Annotated in this window: 14 protein-coding genes; 8 read left to right on the plus strand and 6 right to left on the minus strand. The window is 35.6% G+C overall.

Annotated features, from left to right (window positions below; genetic code table 11):
- Nucleotides 1-160: 160 nt before the first annotated feature.
- Entirely contained in the window at nt 161-2,746 is a 2,586-nt protein-coding gene (locus tag VB797_RS20725; RefSeq protein ID WP_323239632.1) for a GAF domain-containing protein, read from the minus strand.
- A gap of 1,117 nt (nt 2,747-3,863) precedes the next feature.
- On the opposite strand from VB797_RS20725, the gene VB797_RS20730 reads away from it, so the two are divergent.
- Nucleotides 3,864-5,198 carry an APC family permease gene (locus tag VB797_RS20730; protein ID WP_323239633.1) on the plus strand — a complete coding sequence of 445 codons (1,335 nt, stop codon included), beginning with the start codon at nt 3,864-3,866 and terminating at the stop codon, nt 5,196-5,198.
- Nucleotides 5,199-5,268: 70 nt separating this feature from the next.
- Nucleotides 5,269-6,444: a hypothetical protein gene (locus VB797_RS20735; protein ID WP_323239634.1), complete on the plus strand. Its 1,176-nt coding sequence runs from the start codon at nt 5,269-5,271 to the stop codon at nt 6,442-6,444.
- A gap of 328 nt (nt 6,445-6,772) precedes the next feature.
- Here VB797_RS20735 and VB797_RS20740 read toward each other — a convergent pair whose 3' ends face one another.
- Nucleotides 6,773-7,840: a serine hydrolase domain-containing protein gene (locus VB797_RS20740; RefSeq protein ID WP_323239635.1), complete on the minus strand. Its 1,068-nt coding sequence runs from the start codon at nt 7,838-7,840 to the stop codon at nt 6,773-6,775.
- 379 nt (nt 7,841-8,219) lie between these two features.
- Between VB797_RS20740 and VB797_RS20745 the strand changes: the two genes are divergently transcribed.
- The 4 genes from VB797_RS20745 to VB797_RS20760 all read left to right on the plus strand — a co-directional run bounded on the left by VB797_RS20745 (nt 8,220) and on the right by VB797_RS20760 (nt 11,524).
- Nucleotides 8,220-9,038, plus strand: a complete 819-nt coding sequence (locus VB797_RS20745; RefSeq protein WP_323239636.1) for a DUF1206 domain-containing protein — start codon at nt 8,220-8,222, stop codon at nt 9,036-9,038.
- Nucleotides 9,039-9,047: 9 nt separating this feature from the next.
- On the plus strand, nt 9,048-10,196 hold the full coding sequence (locus tag VB797_RS20750) for a glycoside hydrolase family 10 protein (protein WP_323239637.1): 1,149 nt from the start codon (nt 9,048-9,050) through the stop codon (nt 10,194-10,196).
- A 96-nt stretch (nt 10,197-10,292) separates the two neighbouring features.
- Nucleotides 10,293-10,724 (plus strand): DUF2358 domain-containing protein, encoded by a 432-nt coding sequence (locus VB797_RS20755; RefSeq protein ID WP_323239638.1) that lies wholly within the window; start codon nt 10,293-10,295, stop codon nt 10,722-10,724.
- A 113-nt stretch (nt 10,725-10,837) separates the two neighbouring features.
- Nucleotides 10,838-11,524, plus strand: coding sequence for a phosphatidate cytidylyltransferase (locus VB797_RS20760; protein ID WP_323239639.1), 687 nt, complete (start codon nt 10,838-10,840; stop codon nt 11,522-11,524).
- Here the strand turns inward: VB797_RS20760 and VB797_RS20765 are convergent.
- Nucleotides 11,517-12,092 carry a TVP38/TMEM64 family protein gene (locus tag VB797_RS20765; RefSeq protein ID WP_323239640.1) on the minus strand — a complete coding sequence of 192 codons (576 nt, stop codon included), beginning with the start codon at nt 12,090-12,092 and terminating at the stop codon, nt 11,517-11,519. The two genes, VB797_RS20760 and VB797_RS20765, sit on opposite strands and share 8 nt — an antisense overlap.
- A gap of 543 nt (nt 12,093-12,635) precedes the next feature.
- Here VB797_RS20765 and VB797_RS20770 point away from each other — a divergent pair.
- Nucleotides 12,636-13,403 (plus strand): DUF1350 family protein, encoded by a 768-nt coding sequence (locus VB797_RS20770; RefSeq protein ID WP_323239641.1) that lies wholly within the window; start codon nt 12,636-12,638, stop codon nt 13,401-13,403.
- A 158-nt stretch (nt 13,404-13,561) separates the two neighbouring features.
- A complete protein-coding gene (locus tag VB797_RS20775; protein WP_323239642.1) occupies nt 13,562-14,689 on the plus strand; it encodes a PP2C family protein-serine/threonine phosphatase in 1,128 nt (375 codons plus the stop codon).
- Here the strand turns inward: VB797_RS20775 and VB797_RS20780 are convergent.
- The 3 genes from VB797_RS20780 to VB797_RS20790 all read right to left on the minus strand — a co-directional run bounded on the left by VB797_RS20780 (nt 14,686) and on the right by VB797_RS20790 (nt 19,168).
- Nucleotides 14,686-15,015 (minus strand): STAS domain-containing protein, encoded by a 330-nt coding sequence (locus VB797_RS20780; protein WP_323239643.1) that lies wholly within the window; start codon nt 15,013-15,015, stop codon nt 14,686-14,688. The genes VB797_RS20775 and VB797_RS20780 overlap by 4 nt on opposite strands.
- 182 nt (nt 15,016-15,197) lie before the next feature.
- Nucleotides 15,198-18,317, minus strand: a complete 3,120-nt coding sequence (locus tag VB797_RS20785; protein ID WP_323239644.1) for a PAS domain S-box protein — start codon at nt 18,315-18,317, stop codon at nt 15,198-15,200.
- A 188-nt stretch (nt 18,318-18,505) separates the two neighbouring features.
- A complete protein-coding gene (locus VB797_RS20790; protein ID WP_323239645.1) occupies nt 18,506-19,168 on the minus strand; it encodes a helix-turn-helix transcriptional regulator in 663 nt (220 codons plus the stop codon).
- Nucleotides 19,169-19,398: the final 230 nt, after the last annotated feature.

Here is a 19,398-nt window from a genome sequence, read left to right on the forward strand (position 1 = left end):
GGGGATAACGAGCGGGACCCTCGCTGGGGATAACGAGCGACCAAGATGGTCGCACTACGAATACATTATCCTGCAAAATTAATGTGGTGGAGTCCTAACTTGTAATACAGTTTACGAAAGCTCTAGCTCCAGTCAAATCTAGAGACATCGATGCAAGCAGCTATTTTTCTTTATAAGTCCACACACCATCATCCCAATTGTTATCGGAATCATTTTCCAACCAATAGTGACAGCGTTGAAGATGGGATATCGCTGGTTTGTCATCTGCTTCGATTTCTAAAACTTTAGCAAATTGGTTTTTGGCTGAGGTAAATTGGCGATTGATATAATATTCGCGTCCTTTGTGATAATGCTCTATGGCAATCAGTTTGTCTGCGCTGATTTTATCGTGACGCGAACCGATTAATTCGTATATTGATACTGGCTCGTTACGACCTTTGACGCGAATGTAGTCTAGTTCTCTTGCCCATACTAAGTCTTTACAAGGCTCATGAGTATTATCGCTGATGATAATGTCACAGCCGTACTGTTTGCTAACGCTTTCTAAACGCGAACCAAGGTTGACTCCATCGCCGATCGCTGTAAATTCCATGCGTTTGCTCGAACCTATGTTTCCACTAATAACAACGTCTGAGTTGATCCCAATACCAATTTTGATTTCTGGCTTGTTATCTGCATGACGACGAGCGTTAAAGTCGTTTAAACGATGACGCATTTCTAAGGATGTTTGTACTGCCATCCAAGCATGATTTTGTAATGGTAATGGGGAACCATATACTGCCATGATGGCATCACCGATGTATTTATCTAAGGTGCCTTTATGTTTGAAAACTGCTTCGACCATTGACTCAAAATATTCGTTGAGCATACCTACTACTTCTTCCGCTTCCAAGTTTTCCGTTAAAGTGGTGTAGCCGCGAATATCGGAAAATAGAATCGAAACTTCTTTGCGATCGCCACCTAGTTTTGCGTCGTCTAATTTGAGCAGTTCTTCGGCTAATTCCTGGGTCATGTAGCGGTACATGGTACTTTTGAGCCGCTTTTCGTCGCTAATATCATCCATTACTACCAGCGCACCCCGGACTTGTTGATTGTCACTAACGTCAGCAATGGTGTTAATTGATAAGTTGATGCTATTTTCTAAAGATTGATGGGTCACAAGAGTGCGATCGGGATAATACTGCTCGCGTAATTTATGATCGTTATGATTATTTAAAGCATCGTCACACCATTTATCAAAGTCGTTTTCTTTGATATTGATAATATCGTTGATTAATTTGCCTTCTAAGCGTTCTTCTGCTTCTAGTCCTAACAAACGTAAAGCGCTTTCATTTGCCGCAACGATGTAGCCTTTACTATCAGTAGAAATAACACCATTAGAAAGACTGCGGAGAATATCGCGCTGCATTTGTTCTTGTTGTTTAATAGTGGCAAACAATTGAGCGTTTTGTAGTGCTACACCTGCTTGAATGTTGAAAGCTTCCATGAATTGTTCGTCATTACGGTCGAAGCTCGCTTGGAAGCATTCGGGTGCTTGGGGCCAATTATCGGGGTTGTAAGGGGGAAATTCGCTTTTATTCTTTTTATTTACGAGTTGAGTTACACCGATTAATTTCTTATCACCGTTAAATACTGGCATACACAGCAAACTACAGGTACGATAAGCGGTTTGCTGGTCTATTTGTTTCGCAGTATCGGAGTCGGGATGGTCGTATAAATCGAAGGGAATATTTAATATTTTACCGCTTGAGGCAACTTGACCGACAAAACCCTTACCCATAGGTACTCGTAACTCTTTAGTCGAACCATCACCCAAGGTGATTTTTGTCCATAATTCTTGGCGATCGCGGTCTATTAACCACAAAGTAGAACGGTCTGCGTTCATGAGTTGTTTGGCTTCATTCATCACCCGCTTCAGTGTCTCTTCTAAATCGAGACTGCTTTGTGAAAGTGATTTAATTGCTTTCATCAACGCTTCAGCAGCTCGTTGCTTCTGAGTCGCTATATAAAAGGAGCGGGATGATTCTAAAATTAATCGAATAGAAGGTGCAAACTCTTGAAATAATTCTTCGTCAGCATCAGTAAATCCCCTGACATCAACACGTTCTGATAAAGGAGCTTCAGTATTGCTATCTGGTTTTAATTTGTTTAACAACTGCACGACCGCGACCAATTTACCTTGTTCGTTGAGCAAAGGTAAAGCTAACATTGTGAAAGTACGGTAGTCCGTTCTTTTTTCGTGTTCTCGTGCAAAAGAAGAACGAATATCGTTATAAAAATCAAAGGGAATATTTACAACTTTTTTATGAGTTGCAACTTCACCAGCAATACCTTTATTTGCTGGTATACGAATTTCTAAAGGACGTTTTCCTTCCCCTTCAGCAACAATTGTGTATAACTGTTGTTTCTCTTCATCTAACAGAAATATTGTTGTGCGATCGGCACCTAATAACTCCCCAGTTTTTAAAGTGATAGATTGCAACATTTCTTGCAAAATTGCTTCAAACCCTTTAGAATCCAGCATTGATAGGGTTTGATTCACAATCTGTAATTTATGCTCTACATCTTTAACAACTTGTTTAAAAGTATCTTGAGTTAAAGGAGCAAGGAAAGTTGATATAGTTCCTTCCTGTTGATGACTTAAAGCATCTAATCGAGCCGATTGAATTACGTCGCGTTCCGGTTGATTTTTAGCACCAATAATTAAATCAGCGGTTTCATTGCGACTACTTTGGTAGACTGACATAACTGCCTTTTGATATAAGATTTGTTTTATTATTTGATTCTTTGCAGGTGATAAATCCGCAAAGTTATTATCTAAAACTTGCTATTAACAAACTAGACTGCTTGCGTGTAGTATCAAAAGGAAGATAAAAATAGAAGAACATGGTTATTAAATCCTTTTCTATCTTTAACCTTTAAATAATATATAAAAAATCATTTCGACAAGAAGTCTAATTAAGTAGGAGCATTATCCACAGTTTAATCTTTCATCAAATAAAACGTCACCCTCGAAGATACCTAAATAAAAGACAATAAAAAAACAAAATTACTTATTACTTTTATATTTACAGTTATATAACCATAACTATTTCATGTTTAACTCACCAATAAAATATTGTCTTTTCGTAAATCGAACTTGGAGTTAACCAAAATTAAACGTATATTAATAAAATCACTATTTAGTTAGCGTAAATATACTGATAAATTAACCATATACAGCTACTTAATATATGTTAAATGCAATTCTATGAAAACTTTTTCGCAGTTTACTGTCACAATATTCAATATCGAATCATAAACTTACAATTTCTCTAAGACTATGTTTATAGTATTCCCAAAATTTATAGAGTATTAACAGGTATAGCGTCACAAATTGCAGCAACAACCGTAGAAAAAGAATTTTCCCTAAATTAATTTCATAAATGAATACAAGTAGAGTAGGTCGGCGTTGAAAATTGTAATTAGCACAAGGTAGTAGGCAATAGGGGTAAGGGTTTAAACCTAATATAACTATTCAAGAACTAATTATCAAAAATAGCATATGTATATTTACGGAGTAAGTTTAGCGAATAGCAAGTATTTTTTATAAATATCACTCTTTAAGTAATATCCTTGAGTGATTTTTTGTTCTCAGTATCGATGATCTTTTTGCTGCAAATTAGTAACTATTAAGGAAGCTGCGGGTATTGTTTATTGCAGTTGTATTAAGTAATAATCCTGACAGTGGAACATTTTTTATAATTATCATAAATTTAGTTTGTAGAAACATCGGCATTTCTCAGGATGTCATCTAATAATTTGCTGAGTTAAAACTATAGTTACTTAAAATACAAAAAAAACAGTGTAATTACTGTAAACAAATGACTTTAAATCAGCAACAAAAACCAATTGGCTTGTTTACTGCAACCTGTATTGTAGTAGCTAATATGATCGGTACAGGTGTATTTACTAGCTTAGGTTTTCAAGTAGTAGATATTAAATCTGGTTTCACCCTTTTATTATTGTGGATGGTTGGTGGAATTTTCGCTTTATGCGGTGCTTTAAGTTACAGCGAGTTAGGTGCAGCAATGCCTTATTCGGGTGGTGAGTACTACTATTTATCTCGTATTTATCATCCAGTGGTAGGTTTTTTATCTGGATGGGTATCGGTAACAGTAGGATTTGCTGCACCAATAGCGGCCGCAGCTATGGCTTTCGGAGCATATTTCAAAAGTGTATTTCCGCTAATCTCTTCCAGCGCGATCGCGTTAAGTGTAGTTATCGGTGTTTCTTTAATTCATAGTAGAAATAAAGCGTTTGGTAGCTACTTCCAACAGATATTTACTATCTTAAAAGTGTTTTTAATTGTGGTTTTAATTGTTTGTGGTTTATTTTTAGCAGAACCTCAACAGTTAGGATTTTTACCATCAATAGGAGATGTTAATTTAATCTTCAGTTCTCCCTTTGCAATTTCGTTAGTTTACGTAACTTACTCATATTCAGGGTGGAATGCAGCGGTTTATTTAGCTAGTGAAGTAGAGCAACCGGAAAAGAATCTACCTCGCTCTTTGATTGGTGGAACTTTGATTGTCATGGGGCTGTATTTACTATTAAATTTTATATTTTTATACACTACTCCGATTAATAAGCTAGTCGGAGAATTAGAAGTTGGATATATAGCTGCTAATCAGATTTTTGGCTCTTTCGGGGCAAAAGTAATGGGTATATTAATTTCGTTCGGACTAATATCTTCCATTAGTTCAATGGTTTTGGCTGGTCCGAGAGTGACTCAAGCAATTGGAGAAGATATTCCTTTATTTAAACTGCTTGCAAGGAAAAATACCAGCGGAATTCCATATTTGGCAATTCTCTTACAGCTATTTATCGTTATCGTTTTAATCCTGACATCTAGTTTTCAAGCAGTGATTACTTATTTAGGATTTACTTTAACCTTGTCTTCATTTATTACAGTTCTAGGAATTTTTGTCCACCGTTTGCGATATCCCGAAGCACCTCGACCTTATCAAACTTGGGGTTATCCTTTTACACCAATTATCTTTTTAGCAATTAGTTTATGGATGCTGGTGTTTATTTTGATTGATAAACCAGTGGAGTCTTTAACTGGTCTGGGGACGGTAGCGATCGGTTTAGTTGTCTATTTCTTTGCAGCAAAGAACAAGTTGGGCTGGTCTTCGGTTGAAGAAATATCAGAATAAATTTTGCATCTGAAAACAAGTCCAAATCAATTGTATTTATCAATAACTTGAAAAAGTATTCACTATTATCATGAAAAATAATAAATTGCTTTCTGCTTTTTGTACTATTAGTTTTGCTGGATTACTATTACTACAGGGTTGTAGTGGGGATATTAATGCTAACTCCAGTACAACTAACGCGATTGAAAAGACTGAATCAACTACAACTGTAGACCCGTTAGCATTTGACAAAGCGAAATCCGCTAAATTAACTGATACTGCAAAATTGCTGGCTGGGATAGAAGTTGATAGTCAAAGTCCTTTAGCGAAAGTACAGCAAAATAAAGGTTGGAGTTCCCACCAAAATTACTATAAAAATGCTTGGTCAAAATTAGAAAATCAACAGTTAGCAAAAGTAAGAAAATGGACTGGGGCTGAATTAAAAGAAGTTAACGCTAAATCTCCATCTGTTTTTTATCCTTTCAGCGGACCGGATTTTCTCTACAGTTACTCTTTGTTTCCGAAAGCCAAGGAAATGGTTTTAGTAGGTTTAGAACCAGTGGGTAGCGTTCCAGATTTTGCAAAACTTTCTGCAAGTCAAACTGATACTCAATTACGTCAAGCAAGAAGTTCTTTGTCGGAAATTTTACAATTTAGCTTCTTCCGCACCAACGATATGAAGGTTGACTTGCAAAAGCAAGGAGTTTTACCAATTTTGTACGTATTTATGGCACGTACTAAAAATCGTATCCTAGATTTACAGTATATTGGGCTGGATAAAAATGCTAAGGTCGGAGAATATCAAAAAGGGATGGTTCCAGGAGTAAAAATTGCTTTTGTCCCCGAAGGAGATTCAGTCCCCCGTACTCTGTATTATTTCTCGACGGATTTATCAAACGACGGCTTGAAAAAGCATCCAGAATTAACACAATTTGTGACTCAACTTGATAACCCAGTTACTTATCTGAAAGCAGCTTCTTATTTAATGTACAACGGCAGCTTTTCAAATATTAGAGATACCATTTTGGCTAATAGTAGTTATTTATTACAAGATGATTCTGGAATGCCTTTAAAGTCTTTTGATAATGCCAAATGGAACTTAAAGTTTTATGGTGCTTATTCTCGTCCAATTGGTTTATTTAGCAATCGCTATCAGTCGGATTTGAGAAGGGTTTATACAACTACTAAAACTAAACCATTAGATTTTGGTATCGGTTATCAATTTAGTGTAAATCAGTCAAACTTGATGTTAGCAAAAACGAAATAGTTGACTTATACTAAGCATAAATAAGATTAATTATTAGTCAGGACTTACTCAAACCCCCCTCCTTAAAAAAGGGGGGTTGGGGGGATCTAAATTCGTGGAATACTAGTTTTCTTGTTACTGCTGCTTAAGTCCTGTTAATGTTTAACCAAATATAATCAGGACTTACGCGATTGTCACAAGACTCGGATGGTGCGTGACACTAAAAACCTTATTATTCCGTTAAAAATCAATCAAAGTGTCACAGCAACGGCAATAATGGGGGGATATTATCTACGCCCCATTTTGCCTCCCCTACAAAAAAATGTGCCAGTTGCGTAAGTCCTAATAATTAATAATCAATCATCCAGTATTTAAATGCCGGATGTTTTCCACCGATGGCTTGGTTGACAATATTTCCGCAAATTTTTAAGCCATTTTGACTATTAGTTAAAATTACAATTCCCGTTTTTAAATCCTTGGAAGCTACGGTAAAACTTTTAAAAGTAACTAAATCTCCCCAATGCCAAAAAAAGTTACCTTTGTTAGTTTTTTCTAATCCCCAACCCAAACCCCAATCGAGAGAATCACTGAGTTTAATTTGCGGAGTTAACATCTGTTGTAAACTAGCTTCCGGTTTCATCATTGCGATAAGTAATTGAGCATATTCGGAAGCAGTAGTACGTAAACTTCCTGCTGAACTTGCAGCTTTTGGTTGGCTCATCGGTTTGGGCTGATTTTGACGATTATGTCCGTAACTAGCAGTTGTTTGATATTCAGGTTGCCATATAAAACTACTGCGATTCATTCCCCAAGGCTTTAATATTTGCTGCTGTAAATAAGCTTCTAAAGGTTGTCCGGTAATTTTTTCTACTACAGTTTGTAAATATAAAAAACCTTCTCCAGAATAAGCAAATTTTGATCCCGGAGTATTATTTATCCATACGGGTTTGTCACCGCTCCAATTAGGAAAACCTGTAGTGTGAGACAAGACTCGACGAGCAGTTACAAGTTTGATTCTAGGGTCAGGAATTAATGGTTTATCGGTATATGCTGTTAAAGGTTTATCTAAATCAATTTCTCCTCGTTCGACCATTTTTAATACTACATAAGCAAATAATGGTTTGCTTAGAGATGCAGCAGCAAAGATAGTTTCGTCGGTAACGGGTTTTTTGGTATATTGGTGTTTAACTCCAAAGCTTTTATGCCAAAATAATTCACCATCCCGAATCATCGCTATAGAAATTCCCGGAATTTGAAAATTTCGCATTAACTGGTAAATTTGTGTTTCCAAATTGTCGATCGCAGTTTCCGCAGCGGAAGTAGAATTAGCGAGTAGATTAAGTAAGTTGATCGAAGAAAGACCGATTAAAGCGGTTGCACTTTGTTTTAATAATCTTCTACGAGATATTTCAGACATAGTAAATATTTTTTAATCGTGTTATTAAATTAGAATTTAATTAAGATAAAAAGGTTTCGTATCAGGTTAACACCATCATAGTTACACCCGTAAACAATGTAGAAATCTCCGCACTGTTACGTCCCCCTATATTTAGATTCACATAAATATTTTTTGCTCTAGGATATTTTGCCTGTTTACATCTAAATTACTCAACAAGAACAAAAAAACAGGTTTCTAAACATAATTTTTGCGTAGCACTAATAATTCTTAATAAACCCGGTTTTTCACACGCTCTGTATTGCGGTGGCTTAATATCTATACTTTGGATTGTTCGGAAGATAGATGTTTTCTACTATTTTATATGAGTAGATAAATAGTAGTTATTGCTTATCGACATATGACACAACAGATATCAGACCAACCCGCAGAGTGGATTGAACGATTAGCGCGGTTTGGTTACGCTTCAAAAGGAGCAGTTTATTTTTTAGTGGGACTGCTAGCAGTGCAAGCAGCTTTTGGTAAAGGAGGAGAAACTACAGATACCGAAGGAGCTTTAGAAGCAATAGTACGTCAGCCTTTTGGTCAAATTTTGCTTGGTTTAGTTGCGATCGGTTTGATGGGATATGTAATATGGCGTTTTGTTGAAGCAATCAACGACCCAGAACGTAAAGGTAACGATTTCAAAGGTATCGCAACCAGACTTACCTATGTCGCTAATGGTTTAGCTTATGCTGGATTGGCTTGGACTGCGGTAAAAATTATCATGGGAAGTTCGAGCAGTGGAAATAGTGATAGTAAAGAAGAATGGACTGCTCGTTTGTTAAATCAACCCTTTGGACAGTGGTTAGTAGGAACGATTGGTGCGGGTGTAATTGCTTTTGCATTTTATTATTTATATCGAGCTTTTACCCAAAAGTTGCAGAGAAAATTGAATTTATCTGAATTAAGTAGTACAGAACGTCAATGGGTTATAGCTATTTGTCGATTTGGTTTGGCTGCACGAAGTGTTGTATTCTTCTTAATAGGTTGGTTTGTCATTCAAGCGGCGTATATGGCTCAATCTAGTAAAGTTGGTGGACTTAATGAAGCATTGGACACTTTAGCAGGTCAGCCTTACGGACCTTGGCTGTTAGGGGTAGTAGCGTTGGGTTTGATGGCTTATGGTGTATACATGGTTGTTCAAGCACGGTATCGTCATCTTGACCCTAATATGTAATATTTAAAAATGTCTGTAACTGAAATACGCGGTGTTTGGTTAACTACTACTGGTAGTAAAGTTTTTAATTCTCGCGATAATATCGTTGAAGCAATGGATTTTCTGGCTGAAACTGGATTTAATGTTGTGTTTCCGGTGGTGTGGAACAAAGCAACTACGCAGTTTCCTTCTCAAGTAATGCAGCAAAATTTTGGTGTAGAAATCAATCCACAATATCAAGGAAGAGATGTTTTAGCAGAAGTAATTACTGAAGCTCATCGACTAGGTTTGAAAGTAATTCCTTGGTTTGAATATGGCTTTGCTAGTTCTTATAATTGTAATGGAGGAATGTTACTTGCGAAAAAACCTGAATGGGCTGCACGAGATTTTCAAGGTAATTTACTGAATAAAAATGGTTTTGAATGGCTGAATGCTCTTGATTCTCAAGTACAGGATTTTATATTAAGTTTAATCCTCGAAGTTGTGAAGAATTATGATGTTGACGGTATCCAGGGGGACGATCGTTTACCTGCTCTACCGTCTGAAGGTGGTTATGACAAGGGTACTGTACAAAGATATCAGCAAGAATTCGCAAAAAAGCCGCCGCAGAATTTTAGAGATAGTCAATGGTTGCAGTGGCGTGCTGATATTTTAACTGATTTTTTGGCGCGTTTGTATAGTGAAATTAAAGCTGTAAATAAGAATTTATTAATATCAATGGCTCCCAATATTCACGACTGGGCTTTGAAAGAATATTTACAAGACTCACAAGCATGGTTAGAAAAAGGATTGGTAGATATTATTCATCCGCAAATTTATCGCCGCGATTTTAATAGTTATAAGACTATTATTGACAGGTTAGTAAAACAGCAGTTTACAGAAAAGATGCGAGGTAAACTTGCTCCAGGAGTGTTAATGAAGTTGGGTGATTATAATATAAATCCAGATTATTTGGTGCAGGTAATTGAATACAATCGTGCTTGCGGTATTTGCGGAGAGGTGTTTTTCTTTTATGAAGGGTTGCGACACAAAAATAATGCTTTAGCTAATGTGTTGCGGAAAGGTTATTATGCAAAGTCGGCTATATTTCCTTCTTTGGAAAATTTGAATAAAAGTAATATTAAGCAAGAAGTTAATAAGAAGCAGGGTTTGTTTAAATTTTTTAAGAGTTGGTTTTGAGAAGTATTGAATTATGTAAACCGCAGAGACACAGAGTACGCGGAGAGAAAGAGGTTACAGAGGAAATTATCTTATAAACAAGTTTAATCTAAAATTATGCAATTAGAATATAAATCGCAAGTAGAAGAAAATATTCAAGTTCTCAAACATGATTTACCAACTTTATTTGAGAAAGATATTTCCTATGATATTTATACAGGAGATATTTTATTTAAAGACCCGGTAAATAAATTTAAATGGAAGTTCAATTATCGAATTATCTTTTGGACTCTAAGGTTTCATGCTGGATTGTTTTTTACGGATATTCATTTTGATTTACATGATGTATATCAGCTAGATGAAAATACGATTTTCGCAAAATGGACTGTAAGGGGTACGTTGCGGGTTCCTTGGAAAGCCAAAATTTTCTTTAACGGTCATTCAAATTACCATCTAAATCAAGATGGTTTGATATACGAGCATCTCGATACTTGGGATAGGAAACCTAGCGAGATTTTACGTCAATTTTTTATTAAGGGAGAGGAATAATTATAGATTTTAACAAAGGAAGGGGTTGAGGTTCGGAAAAATCAGGAAGACGAAATAAATACTAAAAGTTAATTGAAAAAAGGTATGATAAGTTTCAAGCTAACTTTAGACTGATGAATGCTTTTTCTGAAAATTTAATTGTAACCGCACTGACATTTATTTATGTTTTCGGACTGGTAGCGGTAATGAATTTCTGCGTAAATCGCTTGAATTTACCGCAGGATATTAGCCGTAAAATTACTCATATTGGTGCAGGTTGCTTAATTGGGTTTTTACCGCTTTACAACGATTCCCACTGGTCTAAATATCTCAATGTGGCGATTTTTATCTTGTGGATAGTGCTGCTGATACAAAAAGGCTTATTTGCTAGTGATGAAGATGAAGCTGTTAAAACTATGACTCGTACCGGAGATAAACGCGAACTTCTCAAGGGACCATTATATTTCGTGATTTTCGCGACTATTTGCGGTACTTTATTTTACAAAACTTTTCCTGGAATCATGGCGATCGCAACTCTAGGTTGGGGGGATGGAATTGCACCTATTATCGGTTCTCGCTACGGTAAGTTGAAATATGAAGTACTCAGCAGTAAAAGTGTGGAAGGAAGCTTGTCAATGTTTATTGCTGCTTTTGCTGCAAGCGTATTTTTCGTCTGGTTAATTATACCAAGCGAATTAAATCTAATGCGGATTTTTCTGTTATCTTTACTTGCTACGGTTGTAGAAGCCTGTAGTCCAAAAGAAATTGATAATATCTTAATTCCAACTGCGGTAATTTTAGCTGCTTTAACCGTTATTTAGGCTGAATTAACATTTCTAATAAACTTGAACCAATATATACATATCCAGAAATAATTATAGTACTGCTTAATATCAACGCGATTAAAAAATGGGTATATTTAATTCTGGTTAAACCAATCGCATAGCTGATTATATCTTGCGAAAGAGGCATAATTAATATCATATATAAAATGCTACGATGATTTTTAAATCTATCAATAAATTTATCTAGTTCGTCTAAATTAGCTTTGCCTATAAATCTTTGGGCTACTTTTCTGCCAAATTTCCTAGATATCCAAAAATTAGCACTGCATCCAATAATAGTAGCTATATAGCTAAGCAAGAACGCATTGTGTTTACCAAACAAAGTTCCACCGACAACAAATAGTGAACTTCCGCTCAAAGGTGCAATAATTAAGCTTAAAGCACACAAAATTATAAATACTATAGGAGACCATACTCCAGTTTTTTTGATAAAGAGTTGGGCATTATCTAAACCTATGGTTTGTAAGGTAAACGCCATTATTAAATATAAAATTATTACGAAAAAGGTTGCTATTAAAATTTTTTTGAGGTTGGAAAATCGCATTATGTTATTTATTTAAAGCTAATAACTTCCAGTAAAGAATTATTTATTTAGTTATACAGTTATATTCTACTACTTTCCCTATCGGGATCAAAAATGTAAAGATAAGCATATGCGGTATATGAAGTTGTATAGTGTGTTTTTATTACAATTTAATAAAAGATTATTTTGACTGAGAAATCATCATCAATTAATAGCCGTACCCGTAAAATTGAGCGAGTATGTTGCTAATTCAATTATTAAATATATTGAAAGTAAAGAAACATCTCAATTGGAAGCGAGGCAACTTGTTTTGAACTTTAACGATAATTAATTAACATATAGAAATCCGTTTTGATTTCTGTAGGCGAAGCCATATAACTCGTAGGTGTTAGGGTTGGGGGGGGAACGGGGAACAAAAAATGTACTTAGCTCTTCTTATACATATTTAATAGCTATTATGTACTAACACTGCCCATTGTGCTGATATGTGTGTAAACAGGTTTTACCGTGAGAAAATATAAATATCTATATCTCTAAATATTTTCCCTCTGGCTTAGTGAAAACATGAACTGGAAACAAATTGCCGGTAGCTGGGTAATGATACCTCAGCGTCCCATTGGTATCATTCATTTTTTAGGTGGTGCATTTGTAGCTACTGCACCTCACGTAACTTATCGCTTATTGCTCGAATATCTGGCAGAAAAAGGGTTTGCGGTTGTTGCGACTCCATTTGTTAATACCTTAGACCATAGCGCGATCGCTCAACAAGTTTTGCTGAATTTTGAACGGGTATTGGTAAGATTAGAAGAAAGAGAACCGGCTTTTCAAGGCTATCTTCCTATTTATGGATTGGGTCACAGTATGGGGTGCAAGCTACATTTACTTATCGGTAGCGCGAATCGAGTTGAACGTGCGGGCAATATCCTCATCTCATTTAATAACTACGCCGCGAAGGATGCAATTCCTTTAGTTGAACAATTTAACACTGCCGTTAACGTTGAGTTTACACCTTCCCCCACAGAAACTTACAGGCAGATCAAAGAAAACTACAATATCCGTCGCAATTTATTAATCAAATTTAGTAATGATAACCTTGACCAATCAGCAGCTTTAACTAAATTGTTAAAAGATCGCTTTGGGGATATGGTAGCAACGCAAATGCTAACCGGGAACCACCTTACACCTTTGGGTCAAGATGTTAAATGGCAACCGGGTAAAGATTTTAACCCCTTAGACGCTTTCGGACAATGGTTTAAGCAAGAAGTATACCGGGATTCAAATCAGCTAAAACAAAGCTTGATATTATGGCTAAATCCCCTATCGGCACTATAATTGGCTAAGGTATGTGTAGATTTTACTAATAGTGTCTGTAATAAATAAACTAGAAAATTGAATTTATAAATAATGTTACTTGCTAATTTTCTATCGCTATTAGGCGCAAACGTATTTATTTTTATTTTTATTTTTTATAATTAAGCGACTACAACAATATGTTTCAAATATTAGTAATCGATGATGATCCAGCCGTTCAAATATTACTTAAAAGAATGCTGGAGAAGCAAGGTTATAAAGTCGCTACTGTCAGCAATGGTGAGGAAGGAATTGCACAAGCTGTGGTTTCTCGTCCTGCGCTGATTATTTGTGATTGGTTAATGCCGGGGTTAAGTGGACTTGATGTTTGTCGCTATATTAAGAAAGACCCCGATTTATCTACTACGTTTTTTATTCTTTTAACATCCTTGGATTCGGTTGCCGATCGCGTTAAAGGTTTAGATGCTGGTGCTGATGATTTTATCACCAAACCTATAGAACAAAATGAGATGCAGGCGCGGGTAAGAGCCGGTTTACGACTGCACCAAATGAGTCGAGATTTAAAAGCTCAAAAACAAATTTTAGAAGCTGAATTATCGGAAGCTGCGGATTACGTGCGTTCTCTTTTGCCTACCCCGATGATTCAACCTCTGAATATAAATTATACTTTTCTTCCTTCTCAGCAACTCGGTGGTGACTGTTTTGATTATTATTGGTTGGACGATGATTATTTAGCTATCTATTTACTTGATACTGCTGGACATGGACTCAAAGCGACTTTACCTTCTATTTCAGTATTAAATTTACTGCGTTCCCGGGCCCTTAAAGACTTAAACTATTATCAACCTAGGGAAGTACTAAATGCTTTAAACAATACTTTCCAAATGAATTACCAAAATGATAAATACTTTACTATTTGGTATGGAGTTTACCATCAAATTAAGCGTGAACTAGTTTATTCAAGTGCTGGTCATCCACCAGCGATCCTGTTATCAAGCAATCATAATAATATCCAATTATTAAAAACCCCTGGAATGCCAATTGGGATGTTTCCAGAGGTTCATTATACAGATGGTTTTTGCAAAATTGAAAAAGACAGCACCTTATATATTTTTAGTGATGGTGCTTACGAAATCACTTTAGTTGACGGTCAACTCATGGGACTTGAGAGTTTTATTCAAAAGGTTACACGCTTTTATCATCTTTCTAGCAGTCCTCTAGAAAATATTCTCAATTACCTTGTCGAGTTGAATTCAAAAAAGAATTTTGATGATGATTTATCTATACTTCAAATTGGCTTTAATTAGGCAATTTGTGTAAGTACAGCTTTATTAAATTCATCTTGATTGGAAAAAATTTCAAAAACTTTATCCATTCCAGTAAGCTCAAATAATATTTTGATTTGCTCGTTAATCGAACAAAGTACTAGCTTGGTATCTGCTGCTCTTAAAGTTTTAAATGCTAGTACTAAAGCACCTAAACCAGAACTATCCATAAAAGTAATATCTTTTAAATCTACCAGTACAATTTTTGGTTTACTTTCGAGTGTTTTAATAACTTGTTCCCGAAAATCTTGCGATATAGTTGCATCTAAAACACCGCTGGGTTGAACGACTTTAATATGCTCTGTCATAGTTTCTCAGTATTATTACGACAAAAAAACGTTTACTATCCTAATCCATTTCAATCATAATTCATTTAATGACAACTTGCCAAATACACCTGCTACATTAATAGTTATCAATTAAAAAATTAATTCAGAAATTACATATATGTAGGTTAGAAAAAATTGTTCTTATACCCCCACCGATATGTTTATTGTTGACGGATGGGAATTGAAATCACAAATTCACTACCTTCTCCAGGTTGGGAAAGACATTCGACCGTGCCACCATGTCTTTCAGTTATAATTTGATAACTGATAGAAAGACCCATACCCGTACCCTTACCTACAGGTTTAGTTGTGAAAAACGGGTCAAATAATTTTTCTTGAATATCTTCTTGTATTCCGATCCCGTTATCTGCTATGCGAATTTTGATCTTATCCAAATCAACTAATTCTGTACGAATCTGAATCTGAGGACTGCTATTTACTTGTTTTTTGAGTTCTATCGACTCTTCCAATGCATCCAACGCATTTGCCAAAATATTCATAAATACTTGATTGAGTTGACCGGGATAACAGTCTATATACGGCAAATTTCCATATTGCTTAATAATTTCAATTTTAGGACAGTCAGATTTAGCTTTAAAGCGATTTTCTAAAATCATTAAAGTACTATCTAACCCTTCATGAATATCAACTTTTTTCATTTGAACTTCATCCATACGGGAAAAAGTACGTAAAGATGTCACAATTTCTCGGATGCGCTGCGCTCCTATTTTCATCGAATCTAGCAGTTTTGGTAAATCTTCAGAAAGAAATTCTAAATCTATTTCTTTAGCTAATGCTTGTATACCTGATGATGGTTGGGGGTAGTATTGTTGATAAAGTTTAACCATTTTTAACAGGTCTTGAGTATAATTATTCGCATAATCAATATTGCCGTAGATAAAGTTTACGGGATTATTAATTTCGTGAGCTACTCCTGCAACTAAATTACCCAATGAAGACATTTTTTCGCTTTGTACCAACTGCATTTGGGCATTTTTAAGTTCATTTAAAGCCACTTCCAACTCTTGGGTTTGCTGTTTTAACTGCGTCTCTGCTTGTTTGCGATCGCTAATATTAAATGATGTTCCGATAATTCGATAAATTCTACCTTCGATGTTTCTTAAAGGATTAATCGTAGTCAACCAGCAATTTTCTCGATCTTGTAAAATTAGATTTTCTTCATAACTTACAGATATACCTGCTTCCAAGCATCTAATATACTGCTGACGTATTTTCGCACCTTGAACGTCACCGAAAACTTCTTCCGGAAATTTGCTGATTGCGTCCGAGGCATTTATACCCGTTGCTTTTTCAGTTGCTAGGTTCCAATCAGTATAAACCAATTCACCATTATCTAAAACGTTGACAACGAAAATCAGTTGTTCGACTCCTTGATAAATGCTGCGAAGAAACTGTTCTTGTTCTTGCAAAGTTGCGCTCGCGAGTTCCCTTTCAGTAATATCAAGTACCATAGACGCAACACCAATGACTTCATTGTTTGCAGCAATTAAAGGATTGTTATACCATTCACAAATAATCGTTTTACCATCTTTGGTAATATTTTCAGTGACGATACGGATTCCACCAAACTGTGACAGTGATGCAGTTTTTAAATGATGTATTTGTTCTTTAGTAGTTTGACAGATCATCTCGAAATAATTACCGATCGCTTCTTCTTTTGTATATCCAAAAATGATTTCTGCCGAGCGATTCCATGTTTTAATTTTAAAATTTATATCCCATTCAATTACCGCTAAAGGTGTTTGTTCAATCAATAGCGTTAATCTTTGACGAGAAGCTAAAAGTTGAGATTGTGCTGAGTGACGTTCCCGAATTTCTTTTTGTAATGCTTGATTGCTTTGCAACAACTGCTGAGTTCTTTCTTCTACTCGTTTTTCCAAGTCTGCGTAAGCCTTTTTCAATGCTCTTTCTGCTTGTTTTAAACGAGTTACATCTGTTACCACCCCATCCCAAATAATCGAACCATCCGCTTGTTTTACCGGACGAGATGCAGCTTGGATAGATTTTACTTTTCCAGAAGCTAAAATAATTCTTCCTTCCCATTCCCAAGGTTGCAAACTCTGAGCAGAATTAGCAATACATTTTTCAAAATCTTCTCGTTCGTCTCGATGAACGCTGGAAATAAATAAGCTAGCATCAGTGATGATTTTTTCTGGAGGAAGTTCGTATATTTCAAAACAACCAGAACTAACGTAAGGAAAGCTAAATTGACCGTCAGCCCCAAGTTTAAACTGGAATAACATCCCCGGAACGTTTGCAGACAGTTTTTGTAGCTTTTCCTCACTTAATAAAAACTGATTTTCTATTGCTTCTCGCTGTTTAATTTCTTTCTGTAAATGAGTGATGACCTGAGTCAATTCACAAGTCCGCTGATTCACTCTAATTTCTAAATCTTCGTATAACTTATGTAAAGCAACTTCTATTTCTTTACGTTCGGTAATATCCTGTAATGTTCCTAAAATATGAATTACCTTTCCTTGAGCATCACAAATCGGAATTGTATTAATCTCTAACCAACATTGTCTACCATCTGCTTGCAGTTGTGGTTTAACAATTGTTTCAGGAATTTTAGATTCAACAGCACGACTATCATTAAGCCGAAACCAATTAGCTTCCTCTTCTTTCCAAGGTAAATCAAAATCAGTTTTACCTTTAATTAACAGTGGATCTCCCACCCCCGCAATCTGCGCGAAAAAGCTATTACAACCTTGATATACCGAATCACAATCTTTCCAAAATAATGCTTGCGGTACGTGATTTAAAATTTGCTCTAACAATTGTTTAGACGAACGCAATCGCGCTTCTACTTGAAATTGCTGGCTAATTTGTTGCGTTAATTCTCGAATAGTAACAATTATAAATTTATTATCTTCTTCATCTTGAAACACGCATTTTTTGATCGAAACAAAACGTCTTTCACCCGATGCATCTGTAATACATTCATCAGCTTCGTTTTGATTAGATGTAGTAAAAATAAATTCATCTTTTTCCCAAGACTCACCCGCTTCCTCTTTCTCAAACAAGTCAAAATCGGACTTACCAATAATTTCTTCCCTGCTACGTCCAATAAAATTACAATATGCATCATTTACCAGCACCCAACAATGTTGACGGTCTTTGACAAAGATGGGGTCAGAAGTGCCGTTGATTACCTGAAATAAAAAATCAGCAGAATAATATTCTTCGTGCTGTATTTGACAATCTCGAACTGTTCCCTCCAGATTAAGGGACAACTCATTTGTTTTTTTATCTTTATTCATCACCAAAATCCTTTTTAGTAAAGGTTCTACCCTTCGTTAGATGCTGGCTCGATTCAATACACAATTAATTTATTCATAAATCGTCCATTACCCTGTATACATTTAATTAGTATTCCCGCAATTGATTGTGTTTCAACACTCAACGCTAAGAATTTTGGATTTTGGATTGTCCCGTATCTCCCCATCCCTTAAACTGGACTCACCTTAGCCCGATACAGCAATTTCTCTCCTTGACGATAGCCCGTATAACGTACCTTGACTTTTTCGTTTGGTTGTGCATTACCTTCGATTAGCTGATGCATTTCGGGTAGATAGGGTAATTCTGTACCGACTTCGGCAACTGCTTCTACTCCCCATTCTTGCAAAAGTCTTGTAATCGGTTTTTCGATAAGTGGAATTATATTTACTGCTGGTAATTGACGATTTTCTCTGGCTTTATATGCTGCTGTAGGGAATTGGATTAACAATGATTCGATGATTTGTAAACTCGATTGTTGAAACTGAGCAAGTAATGATTGTTCCTGATTTGCTAGTTGCTTTTGCAGACGTTCGTATTCTTTTTTTAAATCTGCTATTTGTGACGATGACTGTTGTGTTGATGCTTGTTTAGTTAATTCCGTCTCAGAAAAATTATTTATTAAATCATTTAATTCTATTTGTAGCGATCGCGATAATTTGATCGCATACTCCAAGCGCATTTGTTGAATTTTTCCTCTTCGCAAGCGCTGTATCTGATATTTGGAAACTCCAGCAACTTTACTCAAAGCTTTGAAACTGGAGATGTTTTGCTGCTGCATCAATTCAAGCAGTTTATCAGTAAAATCTGTTTGATTTTCAATTTTTGATGCCATGATGAATAAGGTTAAAGGTTAAAGGTTGAGAGTTAGAAGTGAGGAGTTATAATATTTTAGCTTTTAGATTAAAAATAAATATTGAATTTATGAGTAGTAATTAAAATTATTTATTCTTATCTTTCCATACCCAATGCCCAATGACCAATTCTCAATGCCCAATCTTCAATTAACTTAATGCAACATCCAAAAACATCATTACCACAAATCCAAACATTAATCCTATAGCT

Origin of the sequence: Rivularia sp. UHCC 0363, assembly GCF_034931125.1 — a bacterium.
In the GTDB taxonomy this organism is placed as follows: domain Bacteria; phylum Cyanobacteriota; class Cyanobacteriia; order Cyanobacteriales; family Nostocaceae; genus Rivularia.